At 48.0% G+C, this 26,579-nt stretch carries 25 protein-coding genes; 19 read left to right on the top strand and 6 right to left on the bottom strand.

Features of this window, described 5'->3' with window-relative positions; translation table 11 throughout:
• Window positions 1–24: 24 nt before the first annotated feature.
• The 19 genes from MHB82_RS19615 (at window position 25) to MHB82_RS19525 (ending at window position 20,428) form a co-directional block, all read left to right on the top strand.
• Complete coding sequence (locus tag MHB82_RS19615; protein WP_341175657.1) at window positions 25–1,356, top strand: CCA tRNA nucleotidyltransferase; 1,332 nt, start codon at window positions 25–27, stop codon at window positions 1,354–1,356.
• Window positions 1,343–2,320, top strand: a complete 978-nt coding sequence (locus MHB82_RS19610; RefSeq protein WP_110758975.1) for a biotin--[acetyl-CoA-carboxylase] ligase — start codon at window positions 1,343–1,345, stop codon at window positions 2,318–2,320. Before MHB82_RS19615 ends, MHB82_RS19610 begins: the two co-directional genes overlap by 14 nt.
• A 334-nt stretch (window positions 2,321–2,654) precedes the next feature.
• A complete protein-coding gene (gene panB / locus MHB82_RS19605; RefSeq protein ID WP_341175656.1) occupies window positions 2,655–3,530 on the top strand; it encodes a 3-methyl-2-oxobutanoate hydroxymethyltransferase in 876 nt (291 codons plus the stop codon).
• Entirely contained in the window at window positions 3,527–4,423 is an 897-nt protein-coding gene (gene panC, locus MHB82_RS19600) for a pantoate--beta-alanine ligase (RefSeq protein ID WP_341175655.1), read from the top strand. Before panB ends, panC begins: the two co-directional genes overlap by 4 nt.
• Window positions 4,416–4,799, top strand: coding sequence for an aspartate 1-decarboxylase (gene panD, locus MHB82_RS19595; protein ID WP_095292807.1), 384 nt, complete (start codon window positions 4,416–4,418; stop codon window positions 4,797–4,799). Before panC ends, panD begins: the two co-directional genes overlap by 8 nt.
• Window positions 4,800–4,840: 41 nt before the next feature.
• Window positions 4,841–5,518: a tetratricopeptide repeat protein gene (locus MHB82_RS19590; RefSeq protein WP_341175654.1), complete on the top strand. Its 678-nt coding sequence runs from the start codon at window positions 4,841–4,843 to the stop codon at window positions 5,516–5,518.
• 160 nt (window positions 5,519–5,678) lie between these two features.
• A complete protein-coding gene (gene dinG, locus MHB82_RS19585) occupies window positions 5,679–8,549 on the top strand; it encodes an ATP-dependent DNA helicase DinG (RefSeq protein WP_341175653.1) in 2,871 nt (956 codons plus the stop codon).
• A 188-nt stretch (window positions 8,550–8,737) separates the two neighbouring features.
• Window positions 8,738–9,391, top strand: a complete 654-nt coding sequence (locus tag MHB82_RS19580) for a redox-sensing transcriptional repressor Rex (protein ID WP_095292800.1) — start codon at window positions 8,738–8,740, stop codon at window positions 9,389–9,391.
• Window positions 9,378–10,682 (top strand): amidohydrolase, encoded by a 1,305-nt coding sequence (locus tag MHB82_RS19575; protein ID WP_095361899.1) that lies wholly within the window; start codon window positions 9,378–9,380, stop codon window positions 10,680–10,682. The genes MHB82_RS19580 and MHB82_RS19575 overlap by 14 nt, the downstream gene beginning before the upstream one ends.
• 45 nt (window positions 10,683–10,727) lie before the next feature.
• A complete protein-coding gene (locus tag MHB82_RS19570) occupies window positions 10,728–11,258 on the top strand; it encodes a hypothetical protein (protein ID WP_095361898.1) in 531 nt (176 codons plus the stop codon).
• Between the two features lie 297 nt (window positions 11,259–11,555).
• Window positions 11,556–12,083 carry a hypothetical protein gene (locus tag MHB82_RS19565; RefSeq protein WP_095292793.1) on the top strand — a complete coding sequence of 176 codons (528 nt, stop codon included), beginning with the start codon at window positions 11,556–11,558 and terminating at the stop codon, window positions 12,081–12,083.
• A complete protein-coding gene (locus MHB82_RS19560) occupies window positions 12,076–13,578 on the top strand; it encodes an AAA family ATPase (RefSeq protein WP_095361897.1) in 1,503 nt (500 codons plus the stop codon). Before MHB82_RS19565 ends, MHB82_RS19560 begins: the two co-directional genes overlap by 8 nt.
• Before the next feature lie 133 nt (window positions 13,579–13,711).
• Window positions 13,712–14,584, top strand: a complete 873-nt coding sequence (locus tag MHB82_RS19555) for a 3-hydroxyacyl-CoA dehydrogenase family protein (protein WP_095361896.1) — start codon at window positions 13,712–13,714, stop codon at window positions 14,582–14,584.
• A complete protein-coding gene (locus MHB82_RS19550) occupies window positions 14,581–15,786 on the top strand; it encodes an acetate/propionate family kinase (protein WP_095361895.1) in 1,206 nt (401 codons plus the stop codon). Before MHB82_RS19555 ends, MHB82_RS19550 begins: the two co-directional genes overlap by 4 nt.
• A 101-nt stretch (window positions 15,787–15,887) precedes the next feature.
• Window positions 15,888–17,183 carry an asparagine--tRNA ligase gene (gene asnS / locus MHB82_RS19545; protein ID WP_095292784.1) on the top strand — a complete coding sequence of 432 codons (1,296 nt, stop codon included), beginning with the start codon at window positions 15,888–15,890 and terminating at the stop codon, window positions 17,181–17,183.
• A gap of 17 nt (window positions 17,184–17,200) precedes the next feature.
• Window positions 17,201–17,902, top strand: coding sequence for a DnaD domain protein (locus MHB82_RS19540; RefSeq protein WP_110758966.1), 702 nt, complete (start codon window positions 17,201–17,203; stop codon window positions 17,900–17,902).
• Window positions 17,903–18,028: 126 nt separating this feature from the next.
• Window positions 18,029–18,667 (top strand): RNA polymerase sigma factor, encoded by a 639-nt coding sequence (locus MHB82_RS19535; RefSeq protein WP_336780760.1) that lies wholly within the window; start codon window positions 18,029–18,031, stop codon window positions 18,665–18,667.
• Window positions 18,660–19,112, top strand: coding sequence for a hypothetical protein (locus tag MHB82_RS19530; RefSeq protein ID WP_341175652.1), 453 nt, complete (start codon window positions 18,660–18,662; stop codon window positions 19,110–19,112). The genes MHB82_RS19535 and MHB82_RS19530 overlap by 8 nt, the downstream gene beginning before the upstream one ends.
• Window positions 19,113–19,138: 26 nt before the next feature.
• Window positions 19,139–20,428 carry a multi-tm2 domain protein gene (locus MHB82_RS19525; protein ID WP_110758960.1) on the top strand — a complete coding sequence of 430 codons (1,290 nt, stop codon included), beginning with the start codon at window positions 19,139–19,141 and terminating at the stop codon, window positions 20,426–20,428.
• Between the two features lie 119 nt (window positions 20,429–20,547).
• Here MHB82_RS19525 and mtnB read toward each other — a convergent pair whose 3' ends face one another.
• From mtnB to proB, 6 genes are all read right to left on the bottom strand, one after another.
• Window positions 20,548–21,201 (bottom strand): methylthioribulose 1-phosphate dehydratase, encoded by a 654-nt coding sequence (gene mtnB / locus MHB82_RS19520; protein ID WP_095361889.1) that lies wholly within the window; start codon window positions 21,199–21,201, stop codon window positions 20,548–20,550.
• 2 nt (window positions 21,202–21,203) lie between these two features.
• A complete protein-coding gene (locus tag MHB82_RS19515) occupies window positions 21,204–21,881 on the bottom strand; it encodes a 2-hydroxy-3-keto-5-methylthiopentenyl-1-phosphate phosphatase (RefSeq protein WP_341175651.1) in 678 nt (225 codons plus the stop codon).
• Window positions 21,878–23,101: a 2,3-diketo-5-methylthiopentyl-1-phosphate enolase gene (locus MHB82_RS19510; RefSeq protein ID WP_341175650.1), complete on the bottom strand. Its 1,224-nt coding sequence runs from the start codon at window positions 23,099–23,101 to the stop codon at window positions 21,878–21,880. The genes MHB82_RS19515 and MHB82_RS19510 overlap by 4 nt, the downstream gene beginning before the upstream one ends.
• Window positions 23,098–23,958, bottom strand: a complete 861-nt coding sequence (proC, locus tag MHB82_RS19505; protein ID WP_176476216.1) for a pyrroline-5-carboxylate reductase — start codon at window positions 23,956–23,958, stop codon at window positions 23,098–23,100. Before proC ends, MHB82_RS19510 begins: the two co-directional genes overlap by 4 nt.
• A 36-nt stretch (window positions 23,959–23,994) precedes the next feature.
• Window positions 23,995–25,242, bottom strand: a complete 1,248-nt coding sequence (locus MHB82_RS19500; protein ID WP_341175649.1) for a glutamate-5-semialdehyde dehydrogenase — start codon at window positions 25,240–25,242, stop codon at window positions 23,995–23,997.
• Between the two features lie 61 nt (window positions 25,243–25,303).
• A complete protein-coding gene (proB, locus tag MHB82_RS19495) occupies window positions 25,304–26,407 on the bottom strand; it encodes a glutamate 5-kinase (protein ID WP_095361885.1) in 1,104 nt (367 codons plus the stop codon).
• Window positions 26,408–26,579: the final 172 nt, after the last annotated feature.

Genomic DNA, 26,579 nt, shown 5'->3' with positions numbered 1-26,579 from the left:
ATTCGATAGAAGCAGCGATACAGAATGATCAAGCAACAGGCAAGCAATGAGGTGATTGGTTTGGTGCAATGGACAAGGGTTGATCTTGAGATGGCTGAGCAGAGTGAACAGGTGCTGCTCAAGTTGAATGAAGAGGGCTATGATGCCTTTTGGGTTGGTGGCTGTGTTCGGGATGAGCTGCTGGGTCGCAATGTAGATGATATGGATATTACAACCTCAGCATCTCCTGAACAAGTGATGGAACTGTTTGCAGACTGTATTCCGACAGGACTTCAGCACGGGACGGTTACTGTACGTTCAGGGGGGTACTACTTCGAAGTCACAACATTCCGTACGGAATCGGAATACAAAGACAATCGAAGACCGTCTGAAGTCCAGTTTGTCAAGGATATCAAAGAAGATCTGCAGCGTCGTGATTTTACGATGAATGCCCTGGCCATGGATAGAAGGGGTACAATCGTTGATCCTTTTGGTGGACAAGTGGATATTCGTGAAGAACGAGTCAGATGTGTGGGCGCAGCGAGTGAGCGGTTCGGTGAGGATGCGCTTCGCATGCTTCGGTGTGTCCGGTTTGCTTCGGTTTTTGACTTCAGCATTGCCTATAACACGTGGAAAGGTCTTATGAAGCAGAGAGACTTGCTGCAACATATTGCCATGGAGCGAGTCCGTACCGAAATGGTGAAGATGATGGCTGGTCCACATCCGCTGCGAGGTTTGGATTTGCTGCTGCACAGTAAAATACTTGAATATATCAAGGCTCCGGTGCAAGGCAGCCGATTCAATAGGAACCTACTACTCCGAATCGGGGAACTGAAAGATCATGATTCCTTACTGCGCTGGTCGCTTCTGCTGATCGCAGGTCAATATAAGAAGGATGAAGCCGATGCTTTACTGCGCAAGTGGACATTTTCCAACGATGATCGTTTGCGCATTACCGGTGTTTTACAGTTTGATGAGTTACTGAAGACGGTTGTTCAGAACCATAAGGATCAAGTGTTACTACGATCGGAGTGGATTAGTGCTGAACTGACGTGCGGACGTCAAGCCGCTGCGGATTGGCTCAAGATTCAACTTATTCTCCCCGCTGGCCATTTCCTTTCCGCTTCAGCAGAGGCGTCATACCAAGCGATTCTTGCTAACGCAGCGGAGTGGAGTCGATCCATGCCGGTTCATGAGCTGAAGGAGCTCCATATTACCGGAGAAAATGTTCTAGGACTACTCGAGCGCAAGGGTGGGCCTTGGCTGGGTCGGTTGATGAAGCATTTGTTACGTGAAACAGCGATTGGAAATATAGCGAATCAGCATGAAGCGCTGACCGCAGAAGTGAAACGGGTGGCTGCAGATGACCAAGCATGAAGAACTGTTACATATGCTCATGAATGCGGATGGACGATTTGTATCAGGGGAAGAGATCAGCCGGAACCTGTCCATTAGCAGAACAGCAGTCTGGAAACATGTGAACAAGCTGCGCGATCTCGGATACGAATTTGAGGCTGTCTCCCGCAAAGGATACCGCCTACTTACGAGACCAGACAGTATTGATGCAGCAGGCCTTCAACTGGCTCTGCAAACTTCTGTGTTTGGCCGTAAAGCACTCATCCTAGATTCAACCTTGTCTACGCAAGGCGATGTTCAGCAAATGGCCGAACAGGGTCAGGCAGAAGGTGCGGTAGTTCTTGCCGAGGAACAAACAGGTGGACGGGGAAGATTTGGGCGTAAATGGTTCTCACCTCCTGGCAAAGGGATCTGGATGAGCATATTGCTGCGTCCGGAGCAGCCACTGCGGAACACACCACAGCTGACTTTACTGACGGGGGTAGCCGTCTGCCGGGCTATCCGGGCCAATACGGGGGCCGATGCAGGCATCAAATGGCCGAATGACCTTCTGATTAACGGTCGCAAGATGTGTGGCATCCTGCTTGAGTCAGCGGTAGAAGATCATGAACTGCGGTACTGTATTGCAGGTATTGGGGTAGATGTGAATTTTGATCTTACGGATTATCCGGAGGATCTGACGTCCATTGCGACTTCAATCAAAGTCGAGACCGGACAGCAGGTGGATCGAACGAAGTTAACTGCTGCCATTTTGAATGAGATGGAACATCTTTACCTTTTGTATCAAAGGGAAGGTTTCGGTGTAATCGCGTCATTGTGGGAAGCTCTCTCCGTCTCGATTCATCGGGAAGTGAAGGTTTCGAACCCGCAGGGAGATATTGAGGGAACAGCCATTGGGTTAGATCCTTCAGGGGCTTTGATTGTAGAGAAGAAAAATGGCGAGCGCATAACCGTTGTATCAGGAGAAATATCATTGATCGATTAAGGAAATTGTCGAATTTCCACTAAGATAATGAACATAACACGTGAAGTTTGGGCTGATCTTTGGTATACTGTGTTCGTGAGGCGATATCGGCTATTGCAGACCGAATTGCACTCCGGCAACAGTATGCCTGATTGGCTTGATCATGAACAGATGCATAGCAAAATGGAAAATGTGTTAAGTGAGTTGTTGGATTCTGCTCTGAGCCGAAGAGGACCGAGACAGAAGGGACGATCGCAAGTGACTCTTTTTTGACTTTTCGGGACTTTTTAGTGGAAAACTAAAAGGTTTTTTTGTTGCGTTCTTAAATGAAAAGTAGAAAGGAGCCATAAAGAAAATGGCTAACAAACAAGCATTGAATATTGTAAAAATGAAAAAATACAAGCAGGATGGCGTGCCGCTCAGCATGATTACGGCTTACGATTATCCCACGGCTCTGCTTGCGGAAGAAGCAGGCATTGACATGATTTTGGTCGGGGATTCGCTCGGCAATGTCGTACTGGGTTATGATTCCACCCTGCCTGTGACAATAGACGATATGGTATATCATACCCGCTCCGTTGTGAGGGGTGCAGGAAGTACATTCATCGTAGCGGATATGCCGTTCATGACCTACCACGGCAGCGTGGATGAAACGCTGAAGGGTGTTCGTCGTTTGATGCAGGAAGGTCATGCGCATGCAGTCAAAATGGAAGGCGGCGTGGAGATTGCGGATACCGTTAAGGCTGTGGTACAGGCGGGCGTACCGGTTCTGGGACACATCGGACTGACACCGCAATCGGTGAATCAGATCGGGGGATATCGGATCCAGGGTAAGGATGCAGCGGATGCCAGAAGACTAATGGATGAAGCGAAGGCACTCGAAGCAGCGGGAGCCTTCGGGATTGTGCTTGAACTCGTTACCGAAGAAGTGGCAAGAGCTATTTCGGAGGAACTGTCCATTCCCACAATTGGTATTGGAGCTGGACGTGGATGTGACGGTCAGGTTTTGGTATTCCATGATGTGGTTCAGTATGCCTCTCCTTACATGCCGAAACGCTTTGTCAAAACATACGGCGATGTAGGTACTCTGATTCGTAACAGCATTGGAGCTTATGTCAAGGAAGTCAAAGACCGTTCCTTCCCTGCGGAGGAGCATGTATTTACTGCCGCAGACGGCGTTGTAGATCAGCTGTATGGACATCGCAAAGAAAAGGTGGAGAGTAACTCATGAAAGTGATTCGGACCATCACAGAGCTTAGACAGGAAATTAGTTTGAAGCGTCAAGCTGCACAATTCAGAGAGTCTATTGTAGGCTTGGTGCCTACAATGGGATATCTTCATGAAGGTCATGCAAGCCTGATGCATGCTGCCAAACAGCAAAGTGATATTGTCGTATTAAGTATTTTTGTAAATCCGATTCAGTTTGGGCCAAATGAAGACTTTGACAGCTACCCTCGGGATGAAGCTAGGGATGTGGAGACGGCGCGTGCGCAGGGAGTGGATATCGTATTTATTCCCTCCGTTGAAGAGATGTATCCACAGCAGACACAAACCACAGTATCGGTGTCGAGTTTGACTGACCGGCTGTGCGGGGCTTCCCGTCCAGGACACTTTGACGGAGTAACAACAGTGGTATCGAAGCTGTTTAACATTGTGCAGCCACAGCGAGCATTTTTCGGAATGAAAGACGCACAGCAGGTAGCAGTCATCCAGCAAATGGTCAATGATCTGAATATGCCTGTTGAGATTGTTCCATGTCCGATTGTACGGGAGCAGGATGGCTTGGCACTTAGTTCGCGTAATGTCTATTTGAGTGCTGAAGATCGCCTGGAAGCTCTGGTCTTGTCCAAGGCCCTGCGTGCGGCTCAAGAAGCAGTGGATACAAGTGCTGACACGACTGCTGCGGATATACGACGTATTCTCTGTGAGAACATCGGGCGTTCGCCCCGTGCTGTTATTGATTATGCCGAGATTCAGGCTTTTCCGAGTCTGGAGCCGCTTGCTGATCAGGAAAAAGTGCATGGACGAGATGATATCCTGATTGCGCTGGCTGTGAAATTTGGCAAAACGAGACTGATTGATAATACAAGATTGCAAACAGCGGAGGTACTGTCCCATGTTTAGAACATTGATGAAATCCAAAATTCACCGTGCCACCGTTACGGAAGCCAACCTGAATTATGTGGGGAGCATTACCATTGATGAAGATCTGATGGAAACGTCTGATCTGATGGAAAATGAAAAAGTACAAATTGTAAACAACAACAATGGTGCACGGCTCGAGACCTATGTAATTCCCGGACCACGAGGCAGCGGAGTAATCTGTCTGAATGGTGCAGCTGCACGTCTTGTGCAGCCAGGAGACACGGTTATTATCATTTCATATGCAATGATGTCTCAGGAAGAAGCGAATACGCACAAACCTACTGTGGTCTTTGTAGACGGTCAAAACAAACCTGTGCAGACCATGAAGCAGGAAGTGCACGCGACAATTATGTAATCCACTGGTAAGGGGAATGAAATCGGTCCACCTTGCAAAAAATGAGTACAGGTCACGCACTAATCCATTTTTTCAAGGGTGGGGATGCATCGATGTTCCAGCATGTTTTCGCCGAAATGAACGACATGTTAGATGAAATTATCAAGCGCTACCCTTCCGCTGAAGGTCTGAACAAACAGGAACTGCTGCAAAAGTGGAACTTGCTGAAGCGGATGAGTGACGGGATGATTGATGAGTGGCTGATGTTTGAGGAGAAGATGAGTCAGGTCAGGGATTTAGAACAGCCGGTGGCACTCCAACCGGAACAGGAAGCGGTCACTGCTCTGCCTGAAATCCATTTGGAATCATTTAGTCGCGGTCAGGGATACTTCAAGTTACAGATGTATCCACAGGCGATTGTGCAGTTCTCACAAATTATTGCCGAATATCCGGATAGTGCACTGACTCGGTACTATCTGGGACTTGCGCATATGAACCTCAATCAAACCGCAGAAGCGGGAAGTCATTTGCGGCTCATTGTGCACCTGAATGGTTCTCCGAGGCTGAAGGGGCTAGCCTGCAATGCGCTGGGCTGCCTCGAAGCGAAGATGGCGAATCCCAAAGGAGCATGTTCCTTGTTTGCTCAGGCACTCCAGCATGACCCGACGTTGACCGAACCGTTGTATAATATGGAAGCCTGCAGGCTGAACAGCGGACAACTGCAATATGGAATAAGCTGACTGTACTTGAACTTCAAGTGCAGAGCAGCAGCATCAAGACGGTGTTTTCTCCTTTAAGACCATGGAGGGAACACCGCCTTTTTTGTCAGTTAATTTTCAAATGCCCGTTTTTTTGCTATGCTGTAACATAGACTGGAATGGAAGGGACTTGTACATTGCAATGAAATTTGCCGTATTGGATTTCGAAACAACCGGCACGCAGTCCGATGGTGAGATTATACAAGCCGGACTTGCCATCATAGATCATGACTACAGCATAACTCAAATATATAGTTCTTATGTAAACCCTGGTGTGCCTATTCCTCCGTTTATTACGGGATTAACCGGGATTACTGACGAAGATGTGGCGAACGCTCCTTCACTCGAAGAGATGATGATGGAGATGGTTCCGCTGCTAGACGATGTTGTCCTTGTGGGACACAACGTGGCTTTTGATTTTCATTTCCTTCAGAATGCACTTGACCGATGCGGCTACTTGCCGTTCACCGGACGTATTCTGGATACCATTGATTTTCTCAAAATTTCATTTCCTTCACTTGGTTCTTATCAATTGGGGTATGTATCTTCAGAATTCGGATTCCAGCATGACCGTCCTCATCAGGCAGACAGTGACGCCTTGGCAACAGCCTATGTGCTCCTGAAGTGTTTGGATGAACTGCGTCAACTGCCATTGATTACGATACAGCGTCTCAGCGACTTGTTTGCACCTGAGGACAGTGATCTGGGCTGGTTCTTCGACGGCATGCGCAGTGAGAAGGAAGCAGAGCCTATACAGGATCTGGATGGACATACGTATTACCGCCAATTGGCCTTGAATGTGAGTGACTGGACCGAGATCGGTGCTCCACGCGATGAACGCGAAGGTAATCCGCTTGAAGGTGTAAGCTTTGAGCAGTATATGGATCAGGTCCGGGCCAATCTGCAGGATACACTGGATCACTATGAAGAACGCGAGGCACAGACACAGATGTTCAGCAGTGTAAGGCAGGCGCTGGACGAAGAAAAGCATTTGTTAATTGAAGCAGGTACAGGTACAGGGAAATCCCTGGGGTACTTGCTGCCGGCGATATATGAAAGTGTGAAGCAGGAACGAAAGGTAATGGTTAGCACCCATACAATCAACCTGCAGGAACAGCTTCGGGAGCGTGATATCCCGCTGCTGACCAAAGTGGTTCCTTTTCCGTTTAAGGCTGCCGTGTTCAAAGGTCGGGGACACTATCTGTGTCTGCGGAAGTTTGAGCACAAGATCAACAAACGTGAGTTTGCTACTCCGAAAGAAGATTATTTTACAGCGGCTCAGATGATTGTGTGGCTCACCCAGACAGAGACTGGAGATGACGAGGAGCTGAACCTCAGTGCGCGCGGTGGGGACTTTTGGGAAACTGTACAGAGTGAATCGGAATCCTGTCTGGGACGTTCCTGTCCGTGGTTCAGGAAGTGCTTCTACCACCGGGCGAAGCATGAAGCAGGATTGTCCGATATCGTCATTACGAATCATTCCAAACTGTTTACGGATGTAAAAGCAGCTCATCAGCTGCTCCCTGCTTACGATAGTCTTGTCATTGACGAGGCTCATCATCTCGAGGATGTGGCGGGTAAGCACTTGGGTCTACACATGAAATATTTCACGTTGGTTCATACCCTGACCCGATTGTTTAAGGATAGTCGGAACGGTCAGCTTCCCATGCTGCGTACACAACTGGCGGGTCATGAGAATTCGGTGCAGTGGGGCTCAGTCATTGACCAGATGTTCCCGCTTGCTGTTGAAGTCAAAGAGATGTGGGATCGTTTGAGCGATGCCTTGTTTAGCCTGCTGCCTGAGCGGAGTGATGCTTCTCCGGGAGAAACGGGGCAATTTTCCCTCAGACTGAAGCCTTCAATGAAACCGGCGAAGTGGCAGGAGCTCCAGGATTACGAAAACCAGATTTATGTCACACTGGGGGACTTGATCCGTAAGGGAGACAAGCTGCTTCTTGAAGTCAAAGAAGACCAGGACGACTATCAATCGGATAGCTTGATCACGGACATTACAGGTCTGCTTAAGGATTTGGCAACGCTCAAAGAAAACCTTCGTTTCTTCATGCGAATGGATGATGCCAAAACGGTATACTGGATGGAGGCAAGCGGCCAATTCCGCAGCAAATCACTGCAGCTCTATGCCGTTCCTGTCGATGTCAGTGCGCAGTTGAAGGACATGTTCTTCGATAAAAAGAAAAGCGTTGTCCTAACTTCCGCTACGCTCTCGGTCGATAAGTCATTCCAGTTCATGATTGAACAGCTTGGCTTGCAGGAGGCAGCCGATAATAACCGTTTGCTGACGTCCATGCTGCCGTCGCCATTCCGGTATAGGGACCAAGCTTTGCTGGTCATCCCTCGTGATTTCCCAAGTGTAAAAGGCAGCGTGGGGGATGCTCACTTTGTCGACATGCTCGTAAGATCTCTGGCCGAAACGGCTATTGCGACAAGGGGCCGTATGATGGTGCTCTTTACTTCATACCGAATGCTGCGCCAGGTATATGACCCATTAAAAGAAGCACTGTCGGGTAACGATATTTCGCTGCTGGGTCAAGGCGTTGATAGTGGCAGTCGTTCCAAGTTAACCCGCAGGTTCCAGGATGCAAAAGCAACCGTTCTGCTGGGCACCAGCAGTTTCTGGGAAGGGGTGGATATCCCTGGCGAGGCGCTAACCTGTCTGGCCATTGTGAGATTGCCCTTCCAGCCGCCGAACCATCCGCTTGTCGAGGCGAAGAGTGAACTGCTGCAGGAGCAGAAAAAGAATCCGTTTATGAAGCTGTCTGTTCCACAGGCTGTCATCCGTTTCAAGCAGGGATTCGGCAGACTTGTTCGTACAGCCAAGGATCGGGGCATTGTCATCGTTTACGATACGCGGGTGATTGAGTCTTATTACGGAAAGTATTTCCTATATTCATTACCCGGTCCCAAAATGGAACATATGCTGACTGAACAGATGGTTCCACGGATTAGCGAGTGGTTGGAAACACCAGCACAGGATGAAACTACGGCGAATTAAGTATGACGTCGTTGCGTAATAAGGGCTTCTCGCTGTAAACTTTATTAGAGTGTGATTCATTCTTGAAGCACTTTTAACTTTATATTTCATAAGGCATCTTGCATAATTTCATTCGGAGACGAAAACGGTTATGCGGGATGCTACATTTTTATTTATCTATCGTGGCCTTGGTAAGGGGGAGCAATGTAATGAAATCAGATAAAATTTCGGAAGCTGTGGTACGCAGATTGCCTGTTTACTTACGTTATTTGAGTGAACTGCATCAACGTGAGGTAGGCACGGTGTCATCACAGGAACTGGGACTACGCCTGGATCTTAATCCTGCCCAGATTCGCAAAGACCTTGCATACTTTGGGGACTTCGGTCGCAAAGGCATTGGATATGACGTATCGTATCTAATCGAAAAAATCCGTCATATCTTGAAAATTGATCAGCAAATCAATGTTGCTCTGGTCGGGGCGGGTAACTTGGGACATGCATTATCCAATTACAATGCCTATCTGAAAGACAACATGAAAATTGTTGCTGTTTTCGATGCATACGGCCCTAAGATCGGCAGTCAGATTAACAGCTTGAAGGTACAGCCCATGAATGAACTAACGGATTCGGTCAAAAAAGATAATATTCGTATTGGCATCATTACCGTTCCGGATACCGAAGCTCAGAACGTAGCCGATCAGCTCGTGGAATCCGGCATTGAAGCGATTCTGAACTTTGCACCAACCATCTTGAAAACACCACCGCACGTCCGTATTCATCATGCTGATTTTACAACGGATCTGCTTAGCCTGGCTTATTATCTGGAGAACGGAAAGGACGACGAGGAAGATGACGACAAATAGATGGGTAATTCATAACGGCAAATTTGCTGTAAATAGTGGTACGGAATGGACTGTAGTTCAAGGATATATGGTCGTTGAAGACGACAAGATTGTGCATATTGGTGAGACACTGCAAGATGGAGATGAGAACCTGCCGAAGGTTGATGGCAAAGGACTGGTCTTTTTGCCGGGTCTGATCAATACGCATGGTCACGCAGCCATGTCGCTTCTGAGAGGTCACGGGGACGATCTGGCCCTGCAAGTATGGCTTCAGGAGAAAATGTGGCCTATGGAGGCTAAAATGACGTCTGAGGACGTGTATTGGGGTACCTCCCTTTCTGTATTAGAAATGCTGAAAGGCGGAACAACGGCATTCCTGGATATGTATGATCATATGGATCAGGTGGCAAAAGTGGTTGAACAATCCGGTATTCGTGCCGCATTGGCACGTGGTGTCATTGGTCTCTGTTCTGAAGAAGAGCAAATGCGCAAACTGCAGGAATCGGCTGCGTTTGCACGCGAGTGGAACGGACAGGCTGGTGGTCGAATTACGACGATCATCTCACCGCATGCGCCGTATACTTGCCCTCCGGATTACATAGAGAAGCTGGTACAGGTTGCACATGATTTGGATCTGCCGCTGCACACCCATATGTCGGAAACCCTTCGCGAAGTCGAACAGAATGTAACGGATTATGGTCTGCGTCCAGTAGCACATTTGGAAAAGCTCGGTTTCTTCTCTCGTCCTTCTCTCGTAGCTCACGCTGTACATTTGAATGATGAGGAGATTGAAATTCTGGCACGCCATGATGTAGCGGTCTCTCACAATCCGGGAAGCAACCTGAAGCTTGCTTCGGGTGTTGCGCGAGTTCCGGATCTGCTGAAAGCTGGAGTAACCGTATCTCTGGGAACAGACGGACCTGCAAGCAACAACAACCTGGATATGTTTGAAGAGATGAGACTGGCTGCTTTGATTCATAAGGGCGTATCCGGTGACCCAACAGCGGTACCAGCGGGGGAAGCGCTGCTGCTCGGAACGGGATATGGTGCCAAATCCATCTTCCTGAACAATACGGGAGCACTCCAAGTAGGCATGAAGGCTGATTTCATTGCACTAAATATTGAACAAGCACACTTCTATCCGCACACGGATCTGATTTCTCATACCATTTACTCGGCTTCAGCCAAGGATGTGGAGCATGTATGGGTTGACGGCAAACAGCTGGTGAAACATGGTGAATGTCTTACTATGGATGAAGAGCGCATTCTGCGCGAGTCTCAACTTGCATTTGACGGACTGCTCGCCCGTTAATTTCAGAATAGCAGCAGCGTCATAAGGGGAAAGGAAGTTCGGCTTTTGAAAAGAAAAAAGAAATGGATCTGGATCTCGCTGCTCATCCTGGTTTTGATTTTGTTTGGATTACAGCGCTTCTATGTCTATATTACCCAGGACCAGCGCAACGAAGAAGCGCTAGCTATTCAAGCGGCACAGGAGCAGCTCGGGATAACTTCTTATGAGGATCTTCGAAAATACGTTTGGGGTCAAAAGGAAGGCGAAGATAACATTTACTGGACGATGATGGCCAAAAATAAAGATAATCAGGACATCGCTGTCTGGGTGAAATTTGATGCAAGCAATAAACCGGTCACAGGAAGTAATGCTGTGCACAGTGAATTGTTGCAGAACGGGTTATCGGAAGCACAAGTCCGCAATCGATTCAGCTCTGACGTACCGGGCGGAGAGATCAAACGAATTATGCCTGGAGTCGTCAATGGCGTCTATGTATGGCAAGTTTATTACAATGATGATACGCACAACTATTATCGATTCTATCGCTTCAGCAATGGAGAACAGGTTGACTTGGTCTATACGATTCCAAACAGTTAACATATATTCAGAGATTTTTAGGTAAAATCTTCAAAGAACCGGCAGACGGAACCCCGCCTGATCCGGTTTTTTGGCGTATCTCGAAAAATATTCTGGATTTGAATAGTTAAAATTAATAATTTATTCATATTTTCGCCTTCGAAATTGTATATACGATGTGATATACTCAAATATGTATTCAAGGTTACATCAAACAGGAATAAAACCTGTTGGGCACATCACAGGTCATTCGTACACAATTCATATTATGCCTATAAGCTATAGGGATGGGCCAAAAATTTGGGAGGGGAAACTCACTTGAAGTTAAAAGTATTGCCTATTGCTTTAACTGCCGTCATTTCAGCCGTTGTGTTGTTTGGAGGTTGGTTTGTGTATCGTCAGGTGGCCATGCAGAATCCGATTGAAAAAATGGTAACCCAGTATGAAGGGGTTAATGATGTTCAGTTAACTATTAACCGCAATGATGTACAATTGAAACTTGATTTGCAGCCAAATGTAGATTTGGGCAGATTGGTTCAATATATTCAGAAAGAAGGACAGACCCTGATCGGCTCTCGCTCATTGAAACTTGATGTCGTTGATCATTCGAACGAAGCCCTGGAGAACTGGTGGGGCGATGCGATGTTTACCGTTGCTCAGGCGATGGAGAACAAGCAGTATACCGAAATAACACCAACATTATCCAAGATGGCGACCAATGGTATTCAAGTGAATACAGCCATGGATGACAATAACGTATATGTAAGTCTTAGAGACGGAGATGCCAGCAAGTTTATTATTCTGCCGCGTGTACCCGGCCAGATAGGAGTGTGGCCTAATGCCTAAATGGACGAAGGAAGTTGCCATTGGTTTTGTCCCCGTGTTGATTATCTTTCTTGCTTTTATTGGTGTGAATATCTTTCCAATTCTGATCGCAGCAGCGGTTGTGGGCGGATTGCTGCTTATGATGCAGATGCGTGGAGGCATTACGGTTGGAGCGGGTCAGGAACGTAAGCGCAAGAAAAAAGGACCATCCAAACTGACGTTTGAGGAAATTGGCGGCCAGGATAGTGCCAAGCAGGAGCTGCGGGAAGCTCTTGATTTTCTCATCAAACATGAAGAAATTCAGAAGTTCGGTATTCGTCCATTGAAGGGTATCCTGCTTACGGGCCCTCCGGGAACAGGGAAAACCCTGATGGCCAAAGCAGCTGCACATTATACAGATTCCGTATTCGTTGCCGCTTCAGGCAGTGAGTTTGTAGAAATGTACGTCGGCGTAGGTGCAGGAAGAATCCGTGATTTGTTTCGTGATGCTAGAACACGTGCAGCCAAAGAAAACAAAGAGAACGCCATTATCTTTATCGATGAGATTGATGTTATTGGTGGTAAACGTGAAGGCGGTCAACAGCGTGAGTATGACCAGACGCTCAATCAGCTTTTGACGGAAATGGACGGAATTTATACATCCGATACACCTCGCATTCTCGTAATTGCGGCAACAAACCGTAAGGAAATGCTGGACAGCGCCTTAACTCGTCCGGGACGTTTTGACCGTCATATCCAGGTGGACCTGCCTGACAAGAAGGGCAGAAAACATATTTTAGAGCTCCATGCGGTAAATAAACCTCTTATGGAAGGGGTAAGCCTGGAGAAAACAGCAGAGGAATCCTACGGCTTCTCAGGTGCCCAGCTGGAAAGTGTCATGAATGAAGCAGCAATCTACGCCATGAGAGATGGACTGCTCAACATTGAACAGCGCCACTTGTCTCTGGCGATTGATAAAGTCATGATGGGTGAGAAGACAGATCGTGAATCCAGTGTCGAAGAGAAAAAACGGGTAGCCATTCATGAATTGGGACATGCCATCATGGCAGAGCTCGTACGTCCTGGCAGCGTTAGCCAGGTTGCTCTCAGCCCGCGTGGACAGGCACTCGGTTATGTGCGTCACAATCCGCAGCAGGAGCAATTCCTTTACACCAAGCGTTTTCTGGAAGAACAGATCATGATTGCACTTGGCGGTGCAGCAGCTGAAGAAATGTACTATGGTGGTCGCAGTACCGGTTCACGCAATGACTTTGAACAGGCGACCAATGTTGTACAGACCATGATGGCTTCGGGTCTGACCTCGCTTGGTATTGTCAACATGGATATGGTTACAACAGAAGAGCTCATGCGCGAAAATAAAATGATATTGCAGGATCTGATGGATCAGACCAAACGTCTGCTCGAAGAACAACGGACAATATTCGACAATTCATTGGATACGCTGATGAGAGAAGAAGTTTTGTCTGGGGAGCAATTTCGTTGTCAATTTCGTGACAGCGCCCTTTTACCGGCATAATTTATTTATGCCGGTTATTTTTTTTTACTTTTCACTCGTGCTAAGATATTATTATATGTTGGGTCGAAATTTGTAATTTTCGGCGAACAGGGTACAATAGAGAAATAGAGAACCGAAAGGATGGAGCAGAACCATGTTTTTTAAAAAAATAGGAGTTGTCGGCGGCGGCACCATGGGACAAGGCATTTCCCAAATGCTTGCAGCCAAAGGACTTGATGTGCTTCTGGTGGAGCACACGGCGGAGAAGCTTAACCATGCATATGACATGATTGAAACAAACCTCGATAAGCAATTAGAGAAATGGGCTATTACCAAAGCCGAGAAAAAATTGATTTTATCCCGTATTACCAAAGTAGCTCATCTGGCAGAACTGGGATCTTGCGATATGGTTATCGAAACGATCTCGGAAGACCTGGAAGCCAAAAAGGCGGTATTTAGCCAATTGGATCAAGTTTGCCCAAGCAACGTTATTCTTGCAAGTAACACATCCACGCTGAGTTTGACCGAGCTTGCAAGCTCGACCAAATACCCAGAGCGTGTTATTGGTATGCACTTTATTCACCCGGTTTCCCGGGTTGACCTTGTAGAAATTATTCGTGGTTTGAAAACATCCGATTCCACTTTCGAGGAAACAAGAAGATTTGTGGAAGAGGTTGTAGACAAAAAAGGTGTAATGATCTACGAATCACCGGGATTTGTTACGTCCAGACTGATCTGCCTGTTGATCAATGAAGCTCTTCATGTCCTTCAAGAGGGCGTGGCTTCTGCTGAAGATATCGATGATGCAATGCGTATCGGATACAACTTCCAACATGGCCCACTTGAAATGGCTGACCGTTTTGGATTAGATTCCGTTGAAGCTGCACTGGAAAGAATGTTCCGTGAATTCGGAGAGCTGAAATATCGTCCTTCTACCGTATTGAAGAAAATGGTACGTGCAGGACATCTCGGAGTTAAGACGGGCGAAGGATTCTTCAAGTACGACAAGGATGGTGACCGGCTGTGAAAATACTAGTAATCAACGCGGGGAGCTCCTCGCTTAAATATCAATTGTATGACATGACGGATGAGTCCGTACTCGCTAAAGGACTGGTTGAACGGATCGGGATGGATTCCTCCATTCTTACGCACAAACCGACTGGCCGTGAGGATGTTACAGAAGTCAGTGAAATTCTGGAGCATACAACGGCAATTCGTAAAGTTATCGATATTTTGACAGATAAAGAAAATGGCGTGCTCGGTTCAGTCGATGAGATTCAGGCTGTTGGACACCGCGTCGTTCACGGCGGGGAAGCCTTCAAGGAATCCGCACTGGTTGACGATGCAGCGAAGGCTGAAATTCGCCGCTTGTTCGATTTGGCACCACTTCACAACCCAGCAGCAATGATGGGTATTCGTGCGGCTGAACTCAATATGCCAGGTGTACCTCAGGTCATGGTATTTGATACAGCATTCCATCAGACGATGCCTGAGAAAGCATATCTCTATGCGATTCCGCGTGTACTGTACAAAAAATACAAAGTGCGTCGTTACGGTGCCCATGGTACTTCCCATGACTACGTAAGCAAGACTGCAGCGGAATATTTAGGCCGTCCAGTAGAAGATCTTAAAATCATCACTTGCCACGTGGGTAACGGTGGTAGCGTAACGGCAGTAAAAGGTGGCGTATCCGTGGATACATCCATGGGTATGACTCCGCTTGAAGGTCTGATGATGGGAACGCGCAGTGGTGACCTTGACCCGGCCATCGTACCTTACGTAATGAACAAGGAAGAACTGAGCGTAAGCGAAGTGAACTCCATGTTGAACAAACATAGCGGACTGCTTGCCATCTCCGGCATCAGCAGTGACATGCGTGAGATTACGGAAGGAATGGAGAACGGTGATGCGAACTCCACCCTTGCATTCGAAATGTACGAATATCGTTTGCGTAAATACATCGGTTCGTATGCGGCAGCAATGAACGGTGTGGACGTGATTGTATTTACAGCAGGTGTGGGCGAGAACTCCGTCGTTCTTCGTCAAAAAGTATGCGAACAGCTTACTTACCTGGGTGTGGAAGTGGATGAAGCTCTCAATGCCATCCGTTCCGGCGAACCACGCCGAATCACAACAGCAAACTCCAAGGTTGAGGTTCTCGTTGTACCTACCAATGAAGAATTGGTGATTGCACGTGATACACACCGAATCGTATTGAATTCTAAGTAATCTAATTGTAAAGTGAATATAGCATGTCAAGGAAGTGCAGGGGACAGGCGAACGCCTGCCCGCTGCATTTTCAAATTTAGGAACCAAGGGGAGATATGGGCATGAGTACGGATTGTGTAATTCGTAATGTGAATGAGCATGTGGGCGAAACCGTGAAGATCGGTGCCTGGATTAATAACAAACGTTCCAGCGGCAAAATTCAATTTTTGCAGCTGCGCGATGGAACCGGATATATTCAAGGGGTTGTCGTAAAGAGTGAAGTTAGCGAAGAGGTATGGAATGATGCCAAAAGCCTCACGCAAGAAAGTTCCTTGTATGTAACAGGAATTATTCGTGAAGAACCGCGCAGCGCATCCGGATATGAAATGACGGTTACGGGCGTGGAGATCATTCATTTGACTGAAAACTATCCGATTACACCGAAAGAGCATGGTGTGGACTTCTTGATGGATCATCGTCATCTATGGCTGCGTTCTACGAAGCAGCGTGCTGTTATGGTGATTCGTGCAGAGATCATCCGTGCAGTTCAGCAGTTTTTTGATGGTAACGGATTCACTCAGGTTGACCCTCCGATTCTGACACCTTCATCCGCTGAGGGAACCACCAACCTGTTCCACATCAAATACTTTGATGAGGATGCTTATCTTACTCAAAGTGGCCAATTGTATATGGAAGCTGCGGCAATGGCGCTGGGTAAAGTATATTCCTTCGGACCAACATTCCGTGCCGAAAAATCCAAAACTCGCCGCCATCTGATCGAGTTCTGGATGATTGAGCCGGAAATGGCATTTGTGGATCACGAAGAAAGTTTGCGAGTACAAGAGAAGTTCATTGCACACGTGGTTCAGTCTGTCGTGAAAAACTGCCGTGCCGAACTGGAATCCATCGGGCGTGACGTATCCAAACTGGAAGGGATCGTAGCTCCATTCCCGCGTATTACGTATGATGAGGCGATTGAGTTCTTGAATGGACAAGGCTTCGATATTCCTTGGGGTGAAGATTTCGGTGCTCCTCACGAGACAGCGATTGCGGAGAAGTATAATACGCCTGTATTTATTACGCATTACCCGGCTGGCATCAAGGCATTTTACATGAAACCGGACCCGAATCGTCCAGAAGTGGTTCTCTGCGCTGACATGATCGCACCAGAGGGTTACGGTGAAATCATTGGCGGATCTCAACGTATCGATGATCCCGAGTTGATGCAGCAACGCTTTGAAGAGCACAAGTTGTCAGACGAAGCATATCAATGGTACCTGGATCTGCGTAAATACGGATCAGTACCTCACTCCGGATTCGGTCTGGGATTGGAGCGGACAGTAGCATGGATCTGCGGGTTGGATCATGTACGTGAGACAATTGCATTCCCGCGTATGCTCTACCGTCTGTACCCTTAATGATTAATCGCGAGTCTATGGAAGAAACCGGCTCCAAAGCGTGGCTCAGTGGCGTAGCTTACGGGTTAACATCTGGGACAGCACAGCTCCCGTATGCTTTGTTGCGTTTTTATCACCAACTCGGATTATCAGATGCCGAAGTGCTTTTGCTGATTCAATTGCTCGGCTACCGTCAGGCAGAATTCAATGAGTTTCCTACCCTGGAAGAGCTGGCGGGACGAATGGGACTTGCCCCCGAAGGCATTGCCCGAATGCTCCAACGGTTGATGAGGGATGGGTATATATCTATTGATGAGCATCGGGACGAAGAGCGGGATATTCAGTATGAGCGTTACGATCTGCATGGGTTATATGCCAAACTCGCAACATGTGTTGCTGAAGATGCAGCAGCTGCAAGGCAGCAGCAAATGAGCATGACAGCACGTCCTAATTCGAACAGTGTTCAAATAGAAGAGGAAGAACGTAATATGTTTTCCATCTTCGAGAAAGAATTTGGTCGCCCGCTTTCACCCATGGAATGCGAAACGATCTCCAGCTGGCTGGATCAGGACCGTTATCAGGAAGAACTGATATTGATGGCCCTGAAGGAGGCGGTATTTGCCGGTAAAGTACATTTCCGCTATATTGACCGCATTTTGCTGGAGTGGAGCCGCAACCGGGTGAAGAATGTTCAGGACGCGAAGGCATACACGCAGCGTTTTCGCAGCGGTGGACGCTAGTCTGAGTGCAAAGGAAAATCAAGGAACAGGCCAGAAACATTCTGAGCCTGTTTTTTGATGCTCGAAGGAAATAAGGATGTCTACAATGAAGTGATTGATGAACTCATCATCTATTCAGGCACTGTTATGATAAGAATTTTAAAAAATTTAAATAAATACGCAGGGGCAGCCCAGAACGTTGTCGTCTATTGTAGTGGAGAGGAGGGGAGAGTCATTGATGAAGCGCGCTTAATCGAACAAATCCGTCAAGGGGATGCATCCAAGTTTCGCTTGTTGATCGATAAGTACAGCCAGCATGTATATCATGTGGCATATTCCGTACTCAGGAACGATCAGGAGGCGCAGGATGCAGCTCAGGAGGCGTTCATTCAGATGTATAAATCTCTCCCCGAGTACCGTTCCGAAGGCTTCAAAACATGGCTTACCCGAATTGCCTTTCACAAAGCCATTGATGCAAAACGCAAGTTAGGCCGGCGAAGCAGTGAAGATCTGGGTGGAGAAGAACGAATAATCAACCTGCCTGGAAGCGAGGAAGATATTTTGGCCCGGCTCGTTCGGGAAGAGCGCAAGGAAACCCTGCGTGAACGAATTAATCAACTGCCTGCCCAGCATAGGGACATTATTACTGCGTATTATTTAAGCGAAAAAAATTATGAGCAGATCGCACATGATGCCCAGGTGGCTGTCAAAACCGTGGAATCCCGTTTGTACCGTGCCCGGCAGTGGATCAGAAGTCATTGGAAGGAGGATGAGTGGCGTGAGTAAAAACGAGATGTACAGTGTGCAGGACTGGACGGATTATATTGAAGGACGAGTTACCGGTGACCAAGCTGTAAACATGGAAAAGGCTATCATTGAAGGTCCGGAAGCCCTGGATAACTATCTGGAAGCGATGGGGATTCATCAAACATGGCCACAGCTGGAGAACCCGGCCCACTTTGCGGATTCCATCATGGAGCGTATTACGGATCTGAACCAGTCAGGAAGCAAGCGCAAATCACGTTCAGGCCGAAGCAGACGCTGGCTGGAGCACAAGGTTTTTCATTATGCTGTAGCGGCTTGCCTGACGCTAATCTTTCTCTCCTCCGGAGTGTTTGATAAGGTAGCGCCCTATCACAAGTTCAATGACGGCGAGCAGCGGGGATCTTTTACACAAAAATGGACGGAAGCCGCCACCAATTGGCTGGATAACTTCAAGCCTAAACCATAAATCATAGCATTGCCTGAAAAGAAAGGATGACGACTGTGCAATCAGATCGCAACAAAATATTTGCATTTTTATTAAATGTGATCCCGGGTCTTGGTTTTCTCTATTGGGGTCGAACCGCTAAGGCGATGATTTACCCATTACTCGTGTTTGGCTCTTTGATAGGTGCGTTCATGTTGGCAGTAATTGGGGATGAGCGGGACCTGATGATATTCGGAGCAATGGCTGCCTTTTTCTTCTGGTGCATCAACATGCTGGACATCATCATTGTTCTGCTGCGTACCCCTTCTGCACGTAATGCTCATTACAGGGGCTACGAAGCTCAATATGGTCCATATCCAGGAGGTCCATATGAACAGGGCTATCCGGATCCAAATGGCGTTATGGAGCCAATGAATGGGGAAGAGATGCGTCAGCATTCTGCAGGTGGCTATGGTATTCCTGAGGGTACATACGGCCAACCCGTGTATCGCAAAGGCAGTGAAGGTGAACGATTCTTTACCATTTTACTGTCATTCATCCCAGGTCTGGGACATCTTCATCTGGGGCTGCTGCATCGGGGACTATCCTTTTTGATCGCATTCTTTGGTTCTTTCGCGATGATGGTCTTTGTTGCATCCATTACCAATGAAGAGACCTTTCTGATGTTTCTGCTTATTCTGCCAGTCATTTGGGTTTACTGCATGTTTGACGCTGTGCAGCATGCACATCGAAAGCAGGCAGGTGAAGTCTTGCAGGACCGTACGTTGTTCGAAGAATTGGAAATGGGCAGAGCATCCGGACGACGCAGCAAGGTGTTAGCTACCCTCTTGTCGGCTTTTCCAGGGGCAGGTCATCTGTACCTGGGTCTTCAGAAGCGAGGAATGCAATTAATGTTCCTGTTCCTTGGCAGCATTTATATTTTGGACCTGCTGCATTTGTCCGTTTTTCTGTTCATGATTCCGCTCGTTTGGTTCTACAGCTTCTTTGATGGGCTGCAGTGTTCAAGCCGCTATGGCCGGGAACCGCTTACGGATCAACCGATATTTAAGGATTGGGCTAGACATCAGCGTCTGATTGGATTCGGCATTGCAGCACTTGGCGTGTATTATCTGGCAATCCGGCTTGTCATTCCACAACTGAACGAAATGTTCCCTAATCTGTTTATGACGTATGAAATCCGTTCTTATGTGAACACGGTGATCGTTTCGCTATTGCTTATTTTTGGCGGATTGAAGCTGCTCTTTGGCAAGCAGCGTCCAATTGCGCAGCATAGCGGACTAAACGGAAAAGATGACGATTCGGCAAATCTGTTCCTGTTCAAGGATCGGGATAATTAAATTAAGGAAAATTTTGGGCTTGTAGGAGCCCCAAAGTCAAAAAAACACGCTATGAGCTGAACAATCAGTCATAGTGTGTTTTTGATTTTTGGTCCTGAATAACAGTGAGGAAATGATGGCTATTTCGAAATACCTTTCAGCAGCAGCTGACGATACATCACTTCGAACAAAAACTCAAACGCTTCTAGATGCCTTTTGGCTTCAAATGCATCTTTGCCCCAGGCATAAATGCCGTGATTGCGCAGTAAAATTCCCGGCACTTTTAAGTCAAGTACACCTGGAACCAGTTCGGCAATGGATGGAATATCAGCAAAGTTAGGCAGTACAGGCACACGAATCTCGGCATTTTCTTCCCAAATGTTAAAAGCCTTGATCAGCTCGATGCCTTGGATCGGAACATGACCTTCTGCGCCAAAGAACTCGCTGATCAGATTGTTGAATACAGTGTGTACATGGAATACAGCCCCGCAGCCAGTCAACCGATAGATTTCACAGTGAATCAGTGTTTCTGCACTTGGTTTCAAAGTTGTTGTTTCGATCGCTTTGCCATGCTTGTCCACAAACAGGAAATCTTCCGGCGTGCGAAGCGATTTATCCTTGCCTGAAGCCGTAACGGCAAAATAAAATTGCTCGGGATCAAACTCTCCCACACGCATCGACAGGTTACCGCTTGTTCCAGGGAACCAGTTGCGACTGGCAAAGAGGGCTTTAATATCAGCAAGTTCCTCCAGCACCTGACGTTTGTGTTCCAATGTAATCTTTTCAAAACCCATCTTTACAGCACTCCTTGTGTTTGCTTCTGTTTCATGTCTTCCATAATATCGTAAAAGGTAGCAAAGGGCACATGGTCTACACCAAGTTCTATGCACTTGTCCGTCAGAATGGAACGGGAGTACACCAGATCGGCAATTTTGGCACCTTCAAAATCGGTTAGACTGTCTCCGATCAGAATCCGATTATATTGTTCTTCCGGGAATGTGCGGATTACCGTCGTTTTACACATACCACAGCCGTTCTCACAAGGGGACTGACATGGATTAGGCCATTCAATGCGGATGAATTCCCCTGTAAAGTCTGCTCCGTTACAATAGACGTGATCTTGTGGAATGTTAAAGGGTGCAAGCAGTGGTTCGATAAAAAAGTCCATACCGCCACTGGTCACATTGAATTCAATGCCTTCGTTCCGAACATATTCCAGAAACTCGCCAAATCCCTCGCGGATGCCCGCTTGTCCAAGCACAAATTCAACAATTTCATCCTTTTGCGATGCAGGCAGCAGAGCGAACATGGCCCCGACGCCTTCACGCAGGGTAATGTTTTGATCCACCGTATCTTTCATGATCGCCTCAAAACCTTCAGGCTTAAAGTGCTTCATGATCGCCACAATATTGTCCGAGAGGGTAATCGTACCATCAAAATCACAGAAAATGACCGTTTTCTTATCACTTCTCATCGTTCTCCACCCCACAGGTCCAGGGCACTTTTCAACTCGGGGTGCTCAGATGCATACTCTGCGAGCGGAATTCCGCGCTGTGCCGCTTCGATGGCTTGCAAGAATGCACGTCCACCCGCCTCAGTACCCATTGGATGTCCGTGGATACCTCCACCGGCGTTCACGATAACATCCGTGCCAAAATCACGGAGAATTAAGGGTACAAGACCTGGGTGAATCCCAGCGGATGGAACTGGCATGCTGGTTCTGACCGGGAGTTCTTTGGAGAGCAGCTGCTCCGTAATGGCCATATTCTCTTCTTTTGGCATGGTCACCGATCCGTAAGGCGAAGGGAAAAGAACGAGATCCGCTCCGGCAAGACGCATCAGCTGACCCAGCAGCACCGAAGCGGATATCCCGTAATGCGGTGAAGGGTACAGTGCGCCAGCAAGGGCAGGATGCGCCATAATTGGCACGTTAATGTCAGGATCGCTTGTAAGCTCATGCAGAACGTCATATCCGTACGACAAAACGTTAAACAAAAGGGCATTGGCACCCGCATCAATCGCTCGTTCAGCCTGCTTCTTCAAACGCGAAGTTGGGCCGGTCAGGTTGGCGGCATAGAGCAATTTCTTGCCAGTCTCCTGCCGGGCCTGCTCAGCAGCCTTCATGCAAACCTCGACTCTTTTCTCGATAGGTGTCAGCTTGTTCTCAAACAGAATTTCGTCATCCTTGATCAGATCAACTCCGCCAAGAGCCTGACGGATAAACTGTTCGCGCAGTTCATCCGCATCCAGACCAATGACCGATTTGAATATGCTCATTAACAAAGGACGATCATGAACACCAAGCAGATCACGAACCCCATTCAATCCGAATTTGGGACCAGGGAATGCACTAAGGAATCCGTCCGAGAAGCCCAGTCTTGTCAGCTTGATCCGGCCATCCATCGAGATTTTGCCGAAGACAGTGACGAGCAGAGCCGGAATATCGCGGCTGAAGTTTACATCAGGATATCCGATCGTAATATCTGCATATCGTTCTCCTGAAGCCATACCCTCATGTTCATGTACTTCTACGCTAATCACTTCGCCAAGATGTTTCTGCATGGCTTCACGCTTGGCTTGCGGCAATTCAGTCCAACTGCCGACAGTCATGCCGACTGCTATGGATTCCGCCTTTTTGCGGAAATCTGCACGATCATCATGCAGACGATATGTGGCAGTACACATGTTGTTCATCGTAAATCTCCTTCCAAAGCAGCTCCCATCTCCCGTGAGCGCTCTGCGCAGCGGTTGACGGCTGCAATCACGTTTTCAAAGAAATCGCCCTCATCCAGTGTTTTGAGTGCTGCCTGTGTGGCGCCTCCAGGTGAGGTAACATCACTGCGAAGCTTCATGGGTTCCGCTCCCGTTTGCTGAACCATTCTCGCCGCACCAAGTACAGTTTGAACAGTCAGGTCGCGGGATTGCTGGCTGGACAGTCCGCCACGGATCCCCGCGGCAATCATGGCTTCCATCAAATAGTATACATAAGCCGGGCCGCTTCCGGAAATACCCGTGAGCACTTCCAGTTTCTCTTCCGGAACAATGGTGACAATGCCCACAGCTTCAAACATCGTCATAACCGTACTGCGCTGCTCATCTGTAATTTCGGCGGAGAAGGCAAGTCCTGTTGCACCAAGTCCAATCGTACTGGATGTATTCGGCATGGATCGAGCGATCGGTTGTTTGCGGCCGAGAAGTGTTTGCATCGTTCGGATGGATAATCCGGCGATGACAGAGACAATAAGCTGGTCCGGTGACAGGAGGGGACCAAGCTCACGAAGAGCTGCCGCAGCGTCTTTTGGTTTCATGGCAAGTACAATAACGGGAGAAGCGGAGAGCACTTCCGATGATTGGGAGGCTGTTCCTGTGCGAACGGCATAACGAGTACTCAGCTCTTCCTGACGTTTCTGGTTGCTCCGGTTCAGCATCGTAATATCCTGCGGGCGTACAACGAGGCGGGAGATCAGTCCGCGCACAATGGCTTCTGCCATGGCACCTGCTCCGTGGAAAGTAATCTTTTGTTGTAATAACGTCTGTTGTTCTTGACTCATGGTTATCGTTCCTCCTATATGGCTGTAGCTGCGATATTATTTCCGAATTTGTCCATTGCCGGTAACGCGGTATTTGGTAGAAGTAAGGGCAGGCAGTCCCATTGGACCACGAGCATGCAGCTTCTGTGTGCTTATTCCTATTTCGGCTCCATAACCGAACTCGAATCCGTCCGTGAAGCGTGTGGAAGCATTGTGATAAACTGCTGCAGCATCCACGTCATGCAAAAAGCGTTCCGCATGTGCTGTATCACGGGTGACAATGCATTCGGAATGTTTGGTGCCATAAGTTGCAATGTGCTGCATGGCTTCATCCAGGCCCTGCACAACTCGTATATTCAAAATATAATCATTATACTCTGTACCGTAGTCTTCTGCCGTCACGGGAAGGGCAGTACGGACCAGACGACGAGTCGTGTCACAACCCTTTAATACAACATTCGCTTCACGGAATTGTTCGGCCAAGGCAGGCAAATGCTGTTCTGCATAAGCAGCATGAAGGAGCAGGGTTTCCATGGAATTACATACGGATGGGCGCTGTGCTTTTGCGTTGATCGCAATTTCTGCTGCCATGACCGGATCTGCCGTTTCATCCACATACGTATGGCAGATGCCTGCACCTGTTTCGATGACAGGTACCGTTGCATTGGCCACCACGTTGCGAATCAGTGAAGCACCGCCTCTTGGAATAATGACGTCCAGTAGCCCATTCAGCTTGAGCATTTCATCGACGGAAGAGCGGTTAGCGTCTTCCACGAGCTGCAAGGCATCCGGCGGCATGTCTGTTTTGGCTAATGCCTGGTGGAGTACTTCCACAATACGACGATTGGAAGAGAGGGCAGAAGAACCCCCGCGCAGCAGAACGGCATTGCCAGTCTTGAGGCATAGCCCTGCTGCATCAACCGTAACGTTAGGACGTGCCTCATAGATGATGCCAATCAGGCCAATTGGCACTCTCAATTTTTTAATGTGAAGTCCATCTGGACGCGTAAATGACTCCAGTACTTCACCAACAGGATCTGGGAGTTCAACAATCTGACGCAATCCCTCCGCAATTCCCGCGATACGCTCTTTGTTCAAAGCGAGACGATCAAGCATGGATTCTGGCGTCCCTTGTTCTCTGCCACGTTCGAGATCTTCCGCATTGGCCGTAATAATGGATTCCGATTCCGTAATAAGCGCATCCGCCATGGCGAGCAAGGCTTTATTTTTCTGTTCTGTACTCAAACGGTTTAACTGTGGAACAGTCGATTGAGCTTTGCTGGCTTTTTGTCTTACTTCACTCATCTGAAATTCCTCCTTCATTTATGCAAGTTCATGTCCCTATCCAGTTCAATACAATTACTTGTTATTTTAACGTAATCCACTCGTCTCGATGGATGACTTCAAGCCGATGGATGGCATTCAGTGTCTTCATGACTTCTCCGCTTGGCAAACCTGCGATAAGGCGAAGCTGATCATCATCATAATTGACAATGCCTCGGCCAAGCAGTGTTTCGTCCAACCCAATGACCTCGACAACGTCACCTGCGTGGAATGTGCCAAGCACCCGTTTGACTCCTACAGGCAGTAGACTGTGACCGCCGTGAACAAGAGCTTCTTCGGCACCAGCATCCACGACAACTGTACCGAGAGGTGTTGACATGAAGCCTAACCATTGTTTCTTGCGGGAGAGTGCGGCCAGACGAGTTTCAAAATAGGTCCCCTTGCCACAGCCCTCCACCGCGTTTTGCAAGTCTCCGGGTTCCTTGACGCTGCCCACAAAGACAGGCACGCCTCCTCGTGTTGCCACTTTGGCTGCATCGACTTTGGACCGCATGCCACCTGTACCAACCGATGAACCTGAACCTCCGGCATACGCATAGATTTCTTCTGTAATTTCAGGGATTCGATCATAACGCACAGCACTCGGATCCTTGCGGGGATCTGCCGTATAGAGTCCGTTGGTATCCGTGAGAATAACAAGATGCTGGGCTTTCACCAAATTGGCAACGAGCGCAGAGAGCAGATCGTTATCCCCGAATTTCAACTCGTCTACTGAAACCGTATCATTTTCGTTGAAAATGGGAATGACGCGTTGTCTGAGCAGCTCTTCCACGGTCATGCCTGCGTTCCCCATCCGTTTCCGACTGTGGAAATCGGTTCTGGTTAGCAGAATTTGTGCTGTAGTAACGCGGTGCGCTGCAAAAGCCTGTTGATATGCCTGCATCAACAATGCCTGACCCACTGCGGCTGCCGCTTGTTTCTCATGCAGCATTTTGGGACGTTGAGGGTAACCAATTTCACGGAATCCGGCAGCAACGGCTCCAGAAGTGACCAGGAGAACTTCATGGCCCTGTTCATAGAGCGAAGCGATCTCACTGGCGTAAAATGATATGGAACTGCGGTCAAGGCCGCCTTCCTCGGTGGTAAGAGAACTGCTCCCAATCTTGACTACTATTCGTGAAGACATGCTTTCACTTCCTTAAACATAATGAATGAGATACCAATGGACCGTTATCCAGGTACAAAAAAAACTCCCGTCCTTTGTTGTAAAAAGGACGAAAGTTTGTTACTTCCGCGGTACCACCTTTATTGATGATTGCATCATCCGGCTCTCGCCCTGTAACAGAAGGCACTGTCCT

The organism is Paenibacillus sp. FSL K6-2862, assembly GCF_038005125.1.
Taxonomy (GTDB): Bacteria; Bacillota; Bacilli; order Paenibacillales; family Paenibacillaceae; genus Paenibacillus; species Paenibacillus illinoisensis_A.
The sequence above is the reverse complement of the archived record's forward strand: the minus strand, read 5'-3'. Positions and strand labels throughout refer to the sequence as shown.